11 protein-coding genes, 2 pseudogenes and 1 CRISPR repeat array are annotated in these 15,699 nt (G+C 70.3%); of the genes and pseudogenes, 5 read left to right on the top strand and 8 right to left on the bottom strand.

Annotated elements, in window-relative coordinates; all coding sequences use genetic code 11:
* Nucleotides 1-48: 48 nt before the first annotated feature.
* The 3 genes and pseudogenes from cas6e to cas2e form a co-directional block, all read left to right on the top strand.
* Nucleotides 49-222, top strand: a pseudogene (cas6e, locus tag ACF1BE_RS31365) (type I-E CRISPR-associated protein Cas6/Cse3/CasE); the annotation flags it as partial.
* A gap of 4 nt (nt 223-226) precedes the next feature.
* Nucleotides 227-1,213, top strand: coding sequence for a type I-E CRISPR-associated endonuclease Cas1e (gene cas1e, locus ACF1BE_RS31360; protein WP_392202384.1), 987 nt, complete (start codon nt 227-229; stop codon nt 1,211-1,213).
* Nucleotides 1,210-1,557: a type I-E CRISPR-associated endoribonuclease Cas2e gene (gene cas2e / locus ACF1BE_RS31355; RefSeq protein WP_392202383.1), complete on the top strand. Its 348-nt coding sequence runs from the start codon at nt 1,210-1,212 to the stop codon at nt 1,555-1,557. Before cas1e ends, cas2e begins: the two co-directional genes overlap by 4 nt.
* 95 nt (nt 1,558-1,652) lie before the next feature.
* A CRISPR array of direct repeats spans nt 1,653-2,231; the repeat unit is 28 nt; unit sequence GTGCTCCCCGCGCCCGCGGGGATGGTCC.
* A 38-nt stretch (nt 2,232-2,269) separates the two neighbouring features.
* Here cas2e and ACF1BE_RS31350 read toward each other — a convergent pair.
* Nucleotides 2,270-3,143, bottom strand: a pseudogene (locus tag ACF1BE_RS31350) (IS982 family transposase); the annotation flags it as partial.
* A 112-nt stretch (nt 3,144-3,255) separates the two neighbouring features.
* Nucleotides 3,256-3,765, bottom strand: coding sequence for a DinB family protein (locus ACF1BE_RS31345; RefSeq protein WP_345584165.1), 510 nt, complete (start codon nt 3,763-3,765; stop codon nt 3,256-3,258).
* A gap of 219 nt (nt 3,766-3,984) precedes the next feature.
* Here ACF1BE_RS31345 and ACF1BE_RS31340 point away from each other — a divergent pair, with 219 nt between their 5' ends.
* Together ACF1BE_RS31340 and ACF1BE_RS31335 are read left to right on the top strand one after the other, a co-directional pair.
* Entirely contained in the window at nt 3,985-4,362 is a 378-nt protein-coding gene (locus ACF1BE_RS31340; RefSeq protein WP_392202382.1) for a hypothetical protein, read from the top strand.
* A gap of 211 nt (nt 4,363-4,573) precedes the next feature.
* The gene (locus tag ACF1BE_RS31335) at nt 4,574-4,699 is read left to right on the top strand and encodes a LexA family protein (protein WP_392202381.1); all 126 of its coding nucleotides are present in this window, start codon (nt 4,574-4,576) and stop codon (nt 4,697-4,699) included.
* Nucleotides 4,700-5,145: 446 nt separating this feature from the next.
* Here the strand turns inward: ACF1BE_RS31335 and ACF1BE_RS31330 are convergent, their stop codons facing one another.
* From ACF1BE_RS31330 to ACF1BE_RS31305, 6 genes are read right to left on the bottom strand one after another with little or no spacing between them, the layout of a single operon-like run.
* On the bottom strand, nt 5,146-5,928 hold the full coding sequence (locus ACF1BE_RS31330; RefSeq protein WP_392202380.1) for a hypothetical protein: 783 nt from the start codon (nt 5,926-5,928) through the stop codon (nt 5,146-5,148).
* Entirely contained in the window at nt 5,925-9,314 is a 3,390-nt protein-coding gene (locus ACF1BE_RS31325) for a thiopeptide-type bacteriocin biosynthesis protein (RefSeq protein ID WP_392202379.1), read from the bottom strand. Before ACF1BE_RS31325 ends, ACF1BE_RS31330 begins: the two co-directional genes overlap by 4 nt.
* An 18-nt stretch (nt 9,315-9,332) precedes the next feature.
* Complete coding sequence (locus tag ACF1BE_RS31320) at nt 9,333-10,886, bottom strand: MBL fold metallo-hydrolase (protein WP_392202378.1); 1,554 nt, start codon at nt 10,884-10,886, stop codon at nt 9,333-9,335.
* Nucleotides 10,883-12,235: a TfuA-like protein gene (locus ACF1BE_RS31315; protein ID WP_392202377.1), complete on the bottom strand. Its 1,353-nt coding sequence runs from the start codon at nt 12,233-12,235 to the stop codon at nt 10,883-10,885. The genes ACF1BE_RS31320 and ACF1BE_RS31315 overlap by 4 nt, the downstream gene beginning before the upstream one ends.
* On the bottom strand, nt 12,232-13,539 hold the full coding sequence (locus ACF1BE_RS31310) for a YcaO-like family protein (RefSeq protein WP_392202376.1): 1,308 nt from the start codon (nt 13,537-13,539) through the stop codon (nt 12,232-12,234). The genes ACF1BE_RS31315 and ACF1BE_RS31310 overlap by 4 nt, the downstream gene beginning before the upstream one ends.
* A complete protein-coding gene (locus ACF1BE_RS31305; protein ID WP_392202375.1) occupies nt 13,536-15,647 on the bottom strand; it encodes a B12-binding domain-containing radical SAM protein in 2,112 nt (703 codons plus the stop codon). The genes ACF1BE_RS31310 and ACF1BE_RS31305 overlap by 4 nt, the downstream gene beginning before the upstream one ends.
* Nucleotides 15,648-15,699 lie beyond the last annotated feature (52 nt).

The raw sequence follows: 15,699 nt of genomic DNA, 5'->3' as shown, positions 1-15,699 counted from the left end.
CTCCTGGCCGGCCCCCTGCAAGCCTGGGGGGCCTCGGCCCGCTTCACCCGCCGCACCAGCAGCCGCCGACCGCCCGTCAGCCTCGTCACCGTCACCTTCGACGGCCACCTCGAAGTCACCGACCCCCACCTGCTGCGCCGCGCCCTGACCCAAGGCATCGGCAAGGCCAAGGCCTACGGCTGCGGCCTGCTCACCCTCGCCCCGCTGCCCACGGCGAGGTGAACCGGTGACCACCGTCTCCCGACGCCCCGCACTCACCCCACGCCACCTCACCCGCACCGGCGAACGGCTCTCCTTCATCTACCTCGAACGCTGCACCGTCCACCGCGACGCCAACGCCATCACCGCCGAAGACGCCGACGGCACCACCCACATCCCCGCAGCAACCATCAGCACCCTCCTCCTCGGCCCCGGCACCCGCATCACCCACCAAGCCATGAGCGTCCTCGGCGAAACCGGCGCCGCCGTCTGCTGGGTAGGAGAACAAGGCGTGCGCTACTACGCCGGCGGCCGCGCCCTGACCCGCTCCTCCACACTCGCCGAAGCACAAGCTATGCAATGGGCCAACCCCCGCAACCGCCTCGCCGTCGCCCGCGCCATGTACCGACTGCGCTTCCCCGACGAGGACCCCATCGGCCTCACCCGCAAAGAACTCCTCGGCCACGAAGGCAGCCGCCTCAAAACCTGCTACCGCGCCCAGTCCGCCCGCACCGGCATCCCCTGGCGCGGCCGCCGCTACACCCCCGGCGACTTCACCAGCGGCGACCCGGTCAACCAGGCCATCACCGCCGCCGCCCAGTGCATGTACGGCATCGCCCACGCCGTCGTCGCCTCCCTCGGCTGCAGCCCCGCCCTCGGCTTCATCCACTCCGGCCACGAACTCTCCATCGTCCTCGACATCGCCGACCTGTACAAAACCGAAATCGGCATCCCCCTCGCCTTCGACATCGCCGCCCAGGACGAACAAGACATCGGCCCCCGCACCCGCCGCGCCCTGCGGGACCGCATCAACGAAACCGCCCTGCTCGACCGCTGCGTCAACGACATCAAACGCCTCTTGCTGCCGGAAACAGCCCCTGCGGAGACCACGAACGACGACCACGACGTCGTCACCCTCCACAGCGACGGCGGCCGCACCATCCCCGCCGGCCGCAACTACAGCGACGGAACCGACCCTCACGATGTCCACGACTACCCGGACCTCACCTGGTGACCGTCATCGTCCTCACCAACTGCCCGCCCGGCCTACGAGGCTTCCTCACCCGATGGCTCCTCGAAATCTCCGCCGGCGTCTTCATCGGCAACCCCTCCGCACGCATCCGCGACCTGCTCTGGAACGAAGTCCAGCAGTACGCCGGCCAAGGCCGCGCCCTCCTCGCCCACACGACCAACAACGAACAGGGCTTCACCTTCCGCACCCACGATCACGCCTGGCATCCAGTCGACCAAGAAGGCCTCACCCTGATCCGCCGACCCACCCAGAACCCGTCCAGCACCACGACCACGCCTCGGAAAGGCTGGAGCAACGCCTCCAAACGGCGGCGATACGGCAAGTGAAAATGCCCGATTCTCGGTTTTTATAGAGCTTCGCCGGAATCGGTGAAGTGGTTCACGGCAACCTGCCTGTATGACAAACCCGCAGGTCACGAAGAGTGCTCCCCGCGCCCGCGGGGATGGTCCCCAGTCGCCCCGGTCCGCGAGCGCTTCCTCCACGTGCTCCCCGCGCCCGCGGGGATGGTCCCAAGCGCGATCAGGCCCACCTCGGCCACACTCGGTGCTCCCCGCGCCCGCGGGGATGGTCCACCCCCCGGCGGTAATCGGTAACGGATCTCTTCGTGCTCCCCGCGCCCGCGGGGATGGTCCCTTCGGCGCCAGCAAGACGTACGCCTCGGTGGCGTGCTCCCCGCACCCGCGGGGATGGTCCCGCGTCCGGGTACGGGGTCGTCAGCTTCCAGCCGTGCTCCCCGCGCCCGCGGGGATGGTCCTCTCGGCCGCCAGGGCGGCCGAAGTGCGGGCGTAGTGCTCCCCGCGCCCGCGGGGATGGTCCCACGAACGAACTCGGCGCGTGGCTGATCAATGGGTGCTCCTCGCGCCCGAGGGGATGGTCCCGCCATGGCGGCACAGCGCTGACACCCCGGCTTGTGCTCCCCGCGCCCGCGGGGATGGTCCCGCGAGAAAGCCCCGGTGCACTCCTGCCCGGGGGTGCTTCCCGCGCCCGCGGGGATGGTCCCATCCCGTCGTGGCTAGATGATCGATTCCAAGGTGTTCGGTGGTCATAGGCGGTGAGTGCGCGTCTGGCCGTTTGGCCGGTGTGGTCGTTGTGCCTGATGGCGGCGGTGAGAGCGAGGATGCGCTGCAGGACGCGGACGGCCACGCCGCCGGGGGTGCGGCCGCGATGTCGTTCGAGGTCGAGCTGGCCCTTGAAGGGTCTCGTTGACCGACTCGATGACCTGCCGCAGCGGCTTGAACAGATGTGATCCGGGCCGCTCGGCCTCGCTCTTGCGGGTAGGCCGCAGCAGCCGGATGCCCAGATGGGTCAGGTGCTGCTCGAAGTCGCGACCGAAGTAGTTCTTGGCGCCGATCACGGTCTGTCCTGGCCGTTCGTCGGTGAGCTGTGATTCGACGGCGAGCAGGTCCAGCAGCGTCTCGCGCTCATCGGCCTTGGCTCCAGTCAGCGCGAAGGCGATCGGCAGGCCGTGCAGGGTGCACACCAGGTGCAGCCGTAGTCCCCAGAAGTAGCGCGAGTGGCTGGCGCAATACCCGTACTGGGCCCATCCCGCCAGGTCGGAGCGTTTGACGGTCTCGCGGGAGCGGCCGCATTCGACCGGCGTGGAGTCCACCACCCACACATCGTCGGTCCACAGCGTGGTGTCGCGAGCCGGCGTGCGGGTAAGGCGCCGGATCAGATCAGCCGCCTTACGCAACCGCTTGTTGTTGCCGGGCTGCTGGGGCAGGTAGGGAAACAAATGACGCAGGTGAGCGTGGGCGTGCCGCAGCCACCGGGCCTCGGAGGTGAAGCCCGACATGGCTTGCATCATCGCCAGCGTCACCAGCTCCGCGTCGCTGAGCCGCGGCGCGATGCCCACGGCCGGCCGCCACGGGGCCCACTGTGGCGATTCCTTCAGCAGATCGTCGGCCTTCACTTAGAGTGCGGTGGCGAGGGAGTCCAACTCTGTCTTCACACACTGACGTTGGGCCCCCTTTTTCCAGCCGCGCAGGCGATTCTCCGGAAAAGATCGGCACGCTCCTGCGGACTCAGGCGCCCACGGTCCCGTCGACACCCTCACGCAGAAAGTCTGCGTGCCCGTTGTGACGGCCGTACTCCAGGAGCACGTGCACCATCACCATCCGCAGCGAGACCTCCTCGCCCCATCGTGGCTGATACCCGGCCTGGTCCAGGGATTCAGCCTCCCGCTCGATGCGGCGCGAGTTCTCCACCTCGGCCTCCCAGGCTGTGAACGCCTCGTCCCTGGTCGACGCGCTCGCGTCGTACGCCGCCTGGAAGTCGATCTTGTCGGACCAGACCAGGGGCACGTCGTTGTCCTCGAACACTCGACGGAACCAAGCACGCTCCACCTCCGCCATGTGTCGCACCAAACCGAGCAGTGAAAGCGTGGACGGCGGCATCGACTGCTGTCGCAGCTCCTCGTCGGTAAGCCCTTCGCACTTCATGGCGAGGGTCGCGCGGTGGTAGTCGAGGAAAGCCCGCAGCGTGTCACGTTCGCTTCCGAAACTGGGCGGTCCTATGCGACTGTCGCTGGTCACTGGCCATGCTCCTTATCGGTGCCTGCATGCATGCAGGGCCAGTATCTACTCCCGTCGGCTGTCCCCAGACGCGGGCCGTCAACCCGACCTGACCGTCACCACGGAGGTCACCAGTCACAGGATCAGCAAGGCTGATCGCTCACCCGTAGCCAACCACCCCATGGAATCGATCATCTAGTCGGCAACGAGGCCATCCTGCGCGATGCACTGCTCAAAAGCATGCGGTTGTTGCACGACCGGGCCGCCGACTCCGGCCTCGCGTCCCGACCCGTCCTCGCGGTGGACCTCACCTTGGAGGTCTGGCGTAGTGGATATGAGCTGCCGGTGATCTCCTCCGGCAGCGACTGGATGGGCTGGGCCGTCCTGGCCGCAACGGCCCCTCGGCACGAAGAGTCCGGCACCATTGCAATCTACGATCCGCGATCCGGCAGCGCCATGACGGCGTCGCCCGGGCTGCCGTGGGGACGACAGTTCAGTATCCGCCCGAAAGCCGGGTTGTTGGCGGTTGCCCCCGGGTGGTTGACGGCGGCCGTGCAGCCCGTGGAAGCGGGGCAGACGGTGGCGGTCGTCTCCGCTCGCTCTGTGCACGACGTCTAACCTAATGGTTCTCATGGGCATCCGCGCTGATTGAATGGCGAGCCCACATATCGCGGGCCGCTCAGCCAGATCGGGCAACTCTTCGTGTTGGGGAAGCTCGCGATCCTTCGGCATGTGACGAACCCCCCGGGCACTCCTGCAGAGCTGGGCACAATGTCCCGCGGGTTTGTTCTCGAAGTGCAGCCGGATTGCCCGAACCCGTCGGTTTCCCGTGGCCGGTGACTCCATGAGCGACGCGACGATCTACGACGGCGACATCGTGACCGTACGACGGCAGGACAGCGCTGACCACGGCGACATCGTCGCTTCTAGCTGGGGCAACCGTCGTGCAGCGTGATCCGGTGAGGATCAGTGCAGCTCAGCAGCAGTGCGAAGGAGGTTACCGCCTGCAACAGGTGTGGCGCTATCACCCCATCAGGTATGGGGTGCGCCGTCCCAAAGAGGCCTGGCTCGATACCAAGGCGATGTGCATGCGCTGACCCCAACCAATCGACGAGTTCAACCGCCAGGCCATGGCCGACTACGGTTTGCCGCGCATTCCGCCGTCTTCCTCGGAGGCCCACGTCTGTTCTCGGCCTGGCGGACCTCGCTGCCGTCGGCGCGCAAATGCTTGCCGGCCGCCTGGGACTACGTTGCCGCGTCGCTGTGGCGGCGCGCCGGGCTGGGGATCGGCGAGACGAGACCGGGATGTTCGCCATCCGCGACTGGCGGCTCGACCTGGCGAGTACGGCAAGCTGCACGTCCGGCTGCCCGCGAAGGTGGCTGGCCTCCCGGCCCCGCCGGTCACCTCCGTGGCAACGCGAGCAGAGCTACCGTCTCCGCGCGGCGCCCGGCGTCCGTACCGCCGAGGCGGACGGCCTGGATGTGGCAGAGCCTGGCCACCACCGGCGTCCACACTTCCTCGGCCGGGACGCCGGCCAGACGGGCGACGCAGGAGGACCAGGTGTGCAGGCCCATCGCGAGTTCGACGGGCAGGCTAGGCCCGGGAAGTTGGGGGAAGACCGCAGCGGCGGGCGGCTGTGAGGGCGTGGGAGTGCCGGAAGCACGGTGGCCGACGGTGGCTTCGAGCCAGGCAAGGTGCCAGTCTGCCGCGGCGGACCGGTGGCGCTCCGGAGCCAGCCAGGAGTAGAGGCTCGTCATTTCGCTGGCGATCACGTTCTGCGGCGCGTACCCGCTCGGGCCACCGGAGCCGGACGTCAGGAGGCTGTGCGCACGGGTGCTGGTCGCCGCCAGCAGATCGCCCCAGACGAGAGGCGGGCGGCTATAGGGGAACATGCCGAGACTGCATACCGCCGCACAGGGACGGGGCTGCGCGGCGGTGACGAGTCCGCCCCGCAAGGCGTCGATGATCCAATTCAGTTGGGCGTCGAGGGGTTCGGCGATGGGGACGGCGACCTCCATCGAGGCGCCTCCGTCGAGCAGGTCGACCCAGAACCACGGGGTTCGCGCCGCACTGGCGACTAGGGCCAGCAGCCGCCCCCGCGCGGACGCCGACGCGCACCGGACCCGCCAGGCGTGCCAGCCTGGCCAGGAGGGCTGGGTCTGCCGGGTACGGGAAAGCGTCACGCGTTCTCGCCCCCTGGTACTTGTGAGCCGTACTCTTGGCGGTAGGCGGAGTCCTCGCACGGGGAGAGTCCGGCCCGCACCACCGGAAGGAGACGCTCGGGGGTGAGCGCCCATCGGTTCCAGTGGAAGAGCACCAGCGCTGTCGCCCAGGCCCGTACTGGGAAACCCTGCGCGCGCCGGAGCAGGGCGGCGGCGTCGCCCGTGCGTGCCGCCCACCGCCGGGCACGGACCAGGTAGGTGTCGGCCACCGCGTCACCAGTGACCGGCACTCGCCCCGCCAGAAGCGAGCTCGCTACAGCGGGGTCCACGTACGGCGGGCTGTCGGGGGCGACGTCTGGACCGCAGACCGTGCGCAGGGCGTGGTCGAGACGCAGCCAGAGGTCCCGGAGCTCGTCCGCGTCATCGGCGATCCTGGACAGCAGCGTCTGCGCGGTGACGAGGCCCACCAAAGGGACGAGCGAGGTTCCTCCGCCATCCGAGCAGGTGTGCCACGATGCGGCGAGGCGGCTGTCGGCCGCGCAGTGGGTGTGCGCCAGATCGAGACCGGCCGGTCCGCCGAAGCGATACGTCTCGGGTTCGTACACGCCGGTCGTCCGCAGCCCCGGGAGCCGGGCGGGCGGCGTCGTGTCCGCCATCGCGCGGCGCAGCGAGCCGGGATCCGGAGACTCCAGCCGCAGCCGGATCCCCGGAGGCTTGTGCAGGAACCACCAGCGGGAGACAAGCCCTTCGTCCTCCCAGCGCGCGACGCCCTCCCGCAGCCGGGACCACCCGGCCCGGTCGGCTGGCAGAGCGCAGTCGCACTGCACCCAGGGATCGCCCGCTGCCCGCAGGTTTTCCGGCCCGCACAGCGCGAGGTACGGATCGAGCATGGGCCGCTTGCCCGCGTCGGGGCGGTGCCCGGCGGGCGCTTCGAACGTACTCCATGCCACGGCCGCCTCCCATAGGTGTTCGCGTCGTTCGCCATCGACCAGCTGGCGCCGGGGGTCCTTCCGGCCGGACACAGGGGTGATGACTAGCGGTCCGGGGTCGGCCGGGGTCACCAAGGGCATGAGGGCGTCCAGGGCAAGGGGGCTCGACGGCGGCATGGCCAGGGGGGTGGCGGCCGGGTGCTCTGGACGGACCTGCACCAGGGCGGGCAGCCCCATGTGCCGTACCGCCTGTCTCCAGGCGAGGTAGCGGGCAGGACCGGAGAGGCGGATCAGCCCGGCCACCGCAGTCGGGGGGACGGTCCAACGGCGGGTACCGATGCGGATGCCGCCACGTGTCCTGACTTCGGGGTGGTGCCGCCAGACCTCGCGTTCGGCTGGCAGTGCTGGCAGCCCGAGCGACAGCCATTCCCAGCCGTGGCTCATGGCGGCCGTCCACAGCAGATGGCTGAGCGGATCCCGGTGGCCCGTCTCGGCCGCCGCGTTGTAGACCGGCATCAAGCGTCGGGATGGCTCCTGGGCGTCCACGCACCAGACGCGGCCGTCGTCGTCCACTGTGAGCATCCACCGGTCGGCCGAGGCCTGCCCGGCGGCCGTCAGGTCGAGCCGCGCGCCGGTCAGGTCGGGGCGGACGGCCGTGCCCGGCTCGGCGCAGTCGCGGCCGACGACCTCCACCGCCCGGCCGAGCAGCGCCGCACGGAACGCCGTCCGCTCCGCCGCTCCCGGCCGGTGCCGGGAGTGGAAGACAGCGGGCTGGGGACGTCCCCACAGGAAGGCAAGGCGCCCCCTGCCGTCCGCGGTAAGCACGGCCGCGCCCTGCCCGCCGCTCGTCGGGCGGGGCATCGCGGCGAGCGTGTGGACGGGGCGACCCCGGTCGGCGAGCAGACGTTCCTCCCACAGGTCGCAATCCTCCTGCACCCCCAGGGCGGTGAACGGCCGCGGGCCGAACCGTAGGTCGAGGACGCCAGGGCGGGTGTCCGGGCTGTCGGCGGTAGCGGGCCGTCCGCCGGGGTGGTGCCGTGCGGCCTGTATGGCGTCCCAGCGGCGCATCGCCTCTCCGAGCGGTACGGGCGGCAGGCCCGCGAGCGCCTCGGCCAGTTCCCCGACCGACGCGAGCCGGTACCGTTCGGCGGTCGCGTCGGCCCCCGCGTTCGCCAGCGCCTCGGCGATCGTCTCCTCGGCGGCGCGGTCGTCGGCCGCCGTCCAGGACAGGCGGAATGCGGCTCCTGGCTCCCAGTCGACGGTGACGACCGTGCCCTTCGGCGCGGGGACGTCCGCGAACGCGAACAGCTTGGCGGCCTCCCTGTCACAGGCCCGCACCCGTTCCCGCACCCGTCGTGGGGACCACTCGGCCAGGCCGAGTGCCAACTCTTCGCACAGCGCCCGGATCCGCTTTACCGACAGCTCCCAAATCTCCGCGTCCTCGGCCCCGAGTCCGGGGGTGACGGCCTCCAGGGCCTGCCACACGTTCTCCGCAGTGCCGGGGAGTCCCGCGCATGGTTGAAGGAGCCCGCGCGCCACCAGGGCCCGTAGGACACGTTCGAGTGGAGGCCGCGCCGCGGTGTCGTCCCCGGCCAAAGCGGCGAGCAGGTCCCCGGGGTCGACGGTCCGGCCGCCGTCGCAGGCGGTCAGGACGGCGTCCATCAGCGGCTGTCCCTCGACGCGGCTCCACTCCGGGCCGTCCGGCCCGAATGATAGCCACCACCAGGCGTCCCCCTCGCGGTGGACGCTCGGGTCGCGGCGCAGCCTGCCGCGCAGGGGGTCCCGGTGGGCGAGTGTCTCGGCGGCGGCGCGGAAGGGTGCCAGGCGCACCCCGACCTCGTAGCGGGTCCTTTCCGGGCGTTCTGCGCGATGCGGGTAGACCACCCCGGACCACAGGCCCTGCGGTGTGGGGCGGGCGCAGGCCCGGCTCAGAAGCCGCCAGAGGGTGTGCTCCAGCCGTCTGCGTCTGGCCGGGCCGTCGTCGCCGCGCCGCGACCGTTCCCAGGCGTCATAGACGGAGGGGCTGCCCGCTGCCAGAGCGGTCAGGAACCGGTCGGAGCGGGCGATCCGCCGCAGCAGGGCGCGCTGCCGGCTGTCCTCGGCCGTCCAGGCGGCGGCGAACTCCTCAGTTAGGGCGGCCAGGCGTCGTCGCTGCTCCAGGTCGTCCCGGATCCGCTGGCCCACGTCGCCGTGGGTGTCCAGGAGCGTGGTCACCGACGTGTCGCAGCTTACGGGCTCCGCGCTGGCGTGCAGGGCGCGGCGTAGGGCCAGCACGGCGTGGCGTTCGCGCCGCGGCAGATTGGGCACCACCGGGAACAGGGCGTCGGTGAGCTCACCGCTGCGGGTGGTGATCTCCTCGCGCAGCGCGAGGAGCTGGTCGGCCCGGCGGGCGAGAGCGTAGGCGGCGAAGGAGTCGAGCAGGTCGATCGGCCAGCCCGCGACTCGGAGGACCGGCGCGCCGATCACTCTCACGTCCATGTCCCGGTCCGTCCGCGGTCAGTGGACATCCGCCGACTCCGGTACCTCCTCCGGCCAGGGCCATCTGTGGCCGGGCACCCGCACCAGGCGGCGCTGGCCGCGCACCTGCGCCAGGGAGTCGCCGGGGCGCAGAAGACACACCTCCACGCCGGTGGAGCTCACCTGACCGTCGAGCAGCGACGAGCGGCACCGCGCCGTCCGCGCCACGCACTCGGGGAACGGGTCGATTCCAGCGATCTCTTTCCCGTGTCCGTCCAGCCTCGGTCCCAGACCCATGTTCCAGTGCCACGGCGCTCCGCCGTCGGCGTATGGGACGACAGCCCGCGCGCCCCAGCGCTCGGCCAGGTCCAGCGCACCGTCCGCGTCGGTCATCAGCTGCATGCGGCAAGCCCACAGCTCCGGTGGCACGAAGGGCAGATAGCGGGCGATGGAGGAGAACAGCAACTGCACCGGGTACATCCGCCAGCCGCGGTAGCCGGCGAAGACCAGGTCGGGACCGCCCAGCCGGGTACGTGCCTCAAGTGCCACATCGCGCATGTCCCCGCGGTTGTCACGCCCCGCGTCGGCGAGGAAGACGGAGCGGGAGCGCGGTGTTTCGACCAGATAGGTGTTCCCGACGTTGGTGATTTCCGGGTGCAGTCTCTTGGCGTCGGTGGGCTGTTCCCCGTAGAAGGGCAGGGCGGTCACCGTGATATCACCGACCTGCCATGACGTGTGCCAGGCGAGTGGTACGACCGTGGTGAAGCCGAGCTCGGTCAGGCGCAGGGCCAGGTCGGCGGTCAGGATGCTCTCCCGTTCGACCACGGGGACGACGACGGGCGTGTCCGGCGGCAGCCGGAGCAACGACGCGGGGTCGAAATGGTCCGGGTGACTGTGCGTCAGCAGGACCGCATCGACACGGCCGAGGTCGGCGGGCTGCATCGGCTGATAGGTCTCCGGGTAGACGGCGCGGCGGGCGGGGAGCCAGGGGTCGACCAGCACCCGCGCCTGGTGCCCCTGCGACAGGACGGTGTTGTGGCCGCAGAAGGTGACGTCCGCGTCGTCCAGTTCTGGAGCGCGGCAGCCGGGTGGCACCGTGGCAACCAGACCCTGTTCTCGCAGACCGGCCAGCAGGGTGCGCATGTCGGGGTGCAGCTCTCGGGCGGCCGCCTCGGTCACGCCGTCGTTGCTCAGATCGGCGATGAGCGCGTGGGCCGGCGCCCAGTGACTGTCCGGCAGGCGGAGCCTGACGAGTGCCTCGCCGTCTGCCAGGTCCTCGCGGCTCAGCGTGAGCAGGCGCGGCCGGGCCAGCGCAGGGTCAGGGTGGCGGACGTCCTCGTGTAGGTGCCAGTCGCCGTCGGCCGCCACGTCGGCGACCGCCCGGAACGCTTCTCCCCGTACCACCTCAGCCAGCAGCGCGGGGGCTGCCGCGACCAGCGAGGCGTGGCCATGGGTTTCGGCGTGCTCGGCGAGGGGTGCGTACAGCCGGCGCACAGCGAGTTCCGGATTGGCTGTGACCGGGCTGCCGAAGCGTGTCCGGTCCTCGTAGGTGACGTTGATGCTCACATCGGCACGCAGCCACGTCCGTTTCATGCGTTTTCCTTCAGGCTCCGGTACACCGCTTCGCGGGCCAGCATCCGCCGAAAGGCGTCCTCATCGCGGTGGCCAGCGGTCTTGGCCCACCGGTCGACATGGGACGGGACGGGGAGGCCGTGCCGATCGAACCACTCCCGGTACAGCTCCCGCGTGCCGCCTTCGGCCGCTTCGGCCGAGGGGTTCTCCAGACCGGCGGTGGCGAGCGTGCGCTGCTTGTCCTCGGCCCGTGCCGCAAGCCGGCCGAAGCGGCCTGTGACTCGGAGCTGGTCGGGCAGGTGAGCGAGGACATCCGCCCCGGCACGCGTGGCGACCAGCGCGGCTGCCGCGTCGGTCCTGACCATGGCGTTGAAACCGTCCAGGTCGAGGTGGTTGTGCACCAGCCAGGCGTCGAATGCTGCCTGGTCGGTCAGTCCGAGGGCGGCGCATAGGTCGTTGGCGTACTCGCGTACTGCTGCGACGTCGGGCCGCAGTGCGCAGCGTTCCGCCTCGGCGGAGGTGAGGGCGCGGATGAGGGCCCCGCGGTAGGCGTCGGTGAATTCCTCCGGCTCCAGGAGCAGTTCCTCCAGGATCAGGTGCATGGTGAGCGCGCCATGGTCGCCGGTGGCGGGGGCTGGGCCGGCGCTCCTTACGAGGTCGTCCCACCACAGGGTGTGCTGGAAGGCCCAGGGGACGCTGACGGGTTCCGGCGGACTGGTGCGTAGCAGGTCCATCAGTGCCAGCGCATCCTGCCGCTTCTGGTCCACCCGGCCGTGCGGAAGCCAGGCGCGCAGTGCGGCGGCGCTGTCGGCGAGGCCGCGCTCGCTCGCCTCCCCGAGGAGGGCGGGCCAGGATCGCTCAGGGTAGAAGCGCCGTTTGGCGAGCGCTGCGAGGATGTCGGCGTCGTAGCCGCCGATGATTCCTGCGCCTGCCGCCGCCTGCAAGGTGCGGCGGATGTTGACCATCGCCTCGGACGCCGCCCTGTAGCCGAGAGCCTGTTCGGTGTGAGCCACCGCGACCTCGTCGTCGTCGGTGAGCGTGCCGGCGGCGAACTGCTCGAAGATCCAGCCGACCCCGACCATACCGAAGGCCCGCAGCTCCGCGGCCCGCAGCGCTCCCATGCTGGAGGCGCCGTAGACGGGGATGCCCTCGTGTAGGGCCCAGAGGATCTCCTTGTGCCACACCGAGGGCACCCGCTCGAAGTAGCCGTCCACGACGGCCAGAGCCCGCGGTCGTTCCCTGGCCGCGCGGTACACGTCCCCCTGCGCAGCCGGCGGCAGCACGATGGCGTCCGGGAGGGCATCGGTAACAGCCTGCGCCGGCAGCGTGGGCCCCACGAAGACACAGACGGTGCCATGCAGCTGGCTCATCGGGCGTCCGCTTCCTGCTCGGAGGCGGTGGGGGACGGGGTGGCGACGCCGCCGCGCAGTGCCCGGGCCCGTGGCCCGGGGACCCAGCCATCCAGCATGCTCGCCGACTCCAGCCCGGGGACAACCACCCGCACGACCGGGATGCGTAGATGCGGCAGGGTCAGGTCGATGGCGAGGACCTGGGTGATGCCGGCGTTCTTCAGTCGTTCCAGCAGCCAGGCCAGGTCTGCGTCGAAGGTGTCGGCGTCAAAGCTTGGACCGGAGTCGAAGGACTGGGCGGGGGTTCCCTGCAACAGCGCCCGCTCCCGGGCCAGCACATCGGGGTTGCGCACCCGGTCGTAGTCGTCGCGGGCCACGTCCTCCCTCGACCCGGCGGTGATGGTGAGCCGGCTCTGTGCCGCCTCGGTCAGCGCCCGCAGCAGCGCCACCGTACGCACCGGATGACAGCCCATGCCTGCTGCCGAGTGCATACGGCGGAAGGGATCGTCGTCCTCGGTGACGACGCAGTAGAAGGAAGGCACGCCGATGTCGGCGGTCGTCGTCTCCCACACCGCCACGTCCACACCGGCCCGCTCGTACGAGTCGAGCACGGTCCGTGCGTCCGGGTCCCTCACCGTCGCCAGATCGATGCGGGTGGTGGCGGCCGCGTCCGGGTCTAGCAGATGCCACAGGGTGGTGGCGTCGCGCTCGATCACCTCGCAGATGCCGTGGATCACGGCCTCGATCACATGGTTGCCCGAGGCCAGTCCGTTGGACGAGGCCAGAAAGCAACCCGCACCAGTGGGCCGGGGCAGAGTGAAGCGAGTGTGGACCAATTCGTACGGCACCCAGGTCGCGGTCTGCCCGAGCAAGTCCCAGCTCTCCGTCCACAGCAGGTCCAGATGCGGATGGAACCCCGACCCGGCGTCGACGGGCAGCGCGGTGACATCGGCCGTGGTGTGCCCCCAGCGCAGTTCCTCGTAAGTGGCCAGCTTCACCGGCGCGGCGATCCGCTCGGCGTGCCAGGCCTCAACGGACTCCATGACCGCGGAGGCCCGCGCGGCGGCGAGATCTACGCCCTTGCCCTGCGAGACCGACAGCGAACGGGAGTTCGGCCGGGTGACCACGACGACCGGGATGCCGATCTGGTCGAGCCCGGTGACGTCCGCAACGCGGGTGATGCCCATCACGTCGAAGAGGGAGCTTACGCGGCGGACGGTGTCCTCCGGAGGGACACAGCGGTGGGTCCCGCCCTTGAAGAGCTTGGGGACAGGGGCCGAGCCCGCCGCGAGCAGGTCCCGCAGGGCGGTATTGACGCTGCTCACGCGGCGGCTCCGATCTTGGTGTAGGCGTCGGGCACAAGCCACAGCACGCCGGCGGCCAGCAACTCGTCGATCATGCCTTGCAGTTCCTTGGCGATCACCGCCCGGTCGTGGGCGTCGTGGTCGCCACCCGGAGCGACCCGGGAGGCGAGCGTGGTGAGCAGGTCGTCGACCGTGCACGGTTCGGCGGGCCGGGCAAGCAATTGCAACAACTGCCTTGGCGTGCACACCCGCCCTGTGAACGACTCGGCGGCGAAACCGTCGCTGGCGGGCCGAAAGTGCGTGCTGCGTGGCCACTCCAGCCGAAACCGCAGCGGGTCCCCGAGAGGTGGCAGGCACAACTGCCAGGGGAACCGGTCAGTGCCGTAACGCTCGGCATACAAGATGGCGTACTCCTCGAAACTCGGCCACAGGTGCGCGGGGAACTGCCGGTGCACCGGGAACTGGGCCCGCAGGACGGCGTGGAAGTCGGCGATAAGCTGCTGCGCCCGTTGCGTGGACAGCCCTCCGGCCGATGTCCACGACTGCACCGATAGCGGAAAGTCGGCACCGGCCAGTTCCTCCGCGTCCATCTCGATGCCGAAGCGGTCCGCCTGCTCGAAATAGTCGGTCCGCACGTCGAGGCTGAAGCCGTGCACGTCGAAGCTGTGCCGGGGGTCGGCGAGCACATCGGAGTGGTCAAGCAGGAATGACAGCGTTCGCTGGGCATCCTGCTCTGTCTCTTGAGGGAATCCGACCATGCTGAACAGGTGCAGAGAGATCCCGGCCTCGTGGACCGCGCGCAGGACCTGGGAGGCGACGGGCAGGCGGACGCCCTTGTCCATGTGGTCGAGCATGCGCTGGGAACCCGACTCCAGGCCGAAGAACAACTTGCGCATCCCCATGGCGGCTAGGCGTTTACACGTGGCGGCGTCGAAGCCGGGCTCCAGCCGGGCGTAGCCGACCAGCGACACGTCCAGGTCCCGCTCGGCCAAGGCCTCGCCTAGTCTGAGGAGGAAGCGGGGAGAAAGCGCCTCGTCGGTGATCTCGTAGTGCCGACAGCCATGGCGTTCCGTCAACCGGGCGATGTCCTCGGCGACGACAGCTGGCGGGCGCGTACGGTACGGCCGCGGGGCGACACGGTTGATGTGCGGGATGTCGCAGAACCGGCACTTGTTGAAGTAGCAACCCTTGCCCGTGAGAATCGGCAGGACCGGGGCCGGGGTGAGGTAGCGGTCGAGGGGAAGGCCGTCGTAGTCGGGGGTCGGCAGGGCCGCCACGTCCTCGGCCACCACCCGCCCCGCAACCGGAGCCCCGGACGCGTCGAGTGCGAGGGTATTGGGCACTCCGCCCAGGTCCCGGCCGTCCGCGAGACGCTCCATGATGCCCAGCAGGGCGGTCTCCCCTTCGTACGGCACCAGCGCGTCGCAGAACAGCGTGAAGAAGTGGGGCCGCCGCAGGAGTGCCGACGCGAACTTCGCGTAGACGGTGCCGCCGATCACGACGGTGTGGCCCGCGCTCTTGCACCGCCGCGCGAGCGTCAGGCCTGGAACTACCTGCTGGTGGTTGACGATAGAGATGCCGACCACATCCGGACGCACGGCCGCCAGATCGGCGAGGATCCCGTGCTCCCAGTGGTGCTCGAAGACGTTGACCGCGGGGTCAGCGGTCACCCGATCCAAATCCGCCATCCGGGCGGTGTCGACAGCGTCGACCGCGTAGGTCACAGGCGCGATGTCCCAGTCCACACCGTGAGCGGCCCCCACCATGCGCAGTCCGTGGGACAGCGCCTCACGCGCTTCGGCGAGGGCGAGCGGATGGTAAAAGGCCGATGGGTCGCGGAGTGTATCGGCGGCCCCCGGAGCGAGCTCCAACGTCCGTTCGGTCATGGCCAGGACCCGGTCGAGCCGGTCCCGCTCGCTGGCCGGGGCCTGTCGAGACCGGCGGTCGCGACAGACTCCGGCCGCCCGCTCCAGCGCGGCGGGGCGCAGCAGCGCGTCAACCGCCTCCACATCGAGGTCCCGCTGGGTCACCTCGACGCCATTGCGGCGCAGATGGGATGTGAGGGATGGAAGGGCCAGGTGCGGGCTGCGGGGGTCGGCTGCCGGTGGGAACAGGAGTACTGCATGCACGAGGGCGGTCTCCAGGGGCCAAACGACAGGGGGAGGACGGTGGGAGTGGCGG

It is taken from the genome of Streptomyces sp. NPDC014991 (assembly GCF_043080665.1).
Classification (GTDB): domain Bacteria; phylum Actinomycetota; class Actinomycetes; order Streptomycetales; family Streptomycetaceae; genus Streptomyces.
This window is presented reverse-complemented; position numbering and strand designations above follow the sequence as displayed.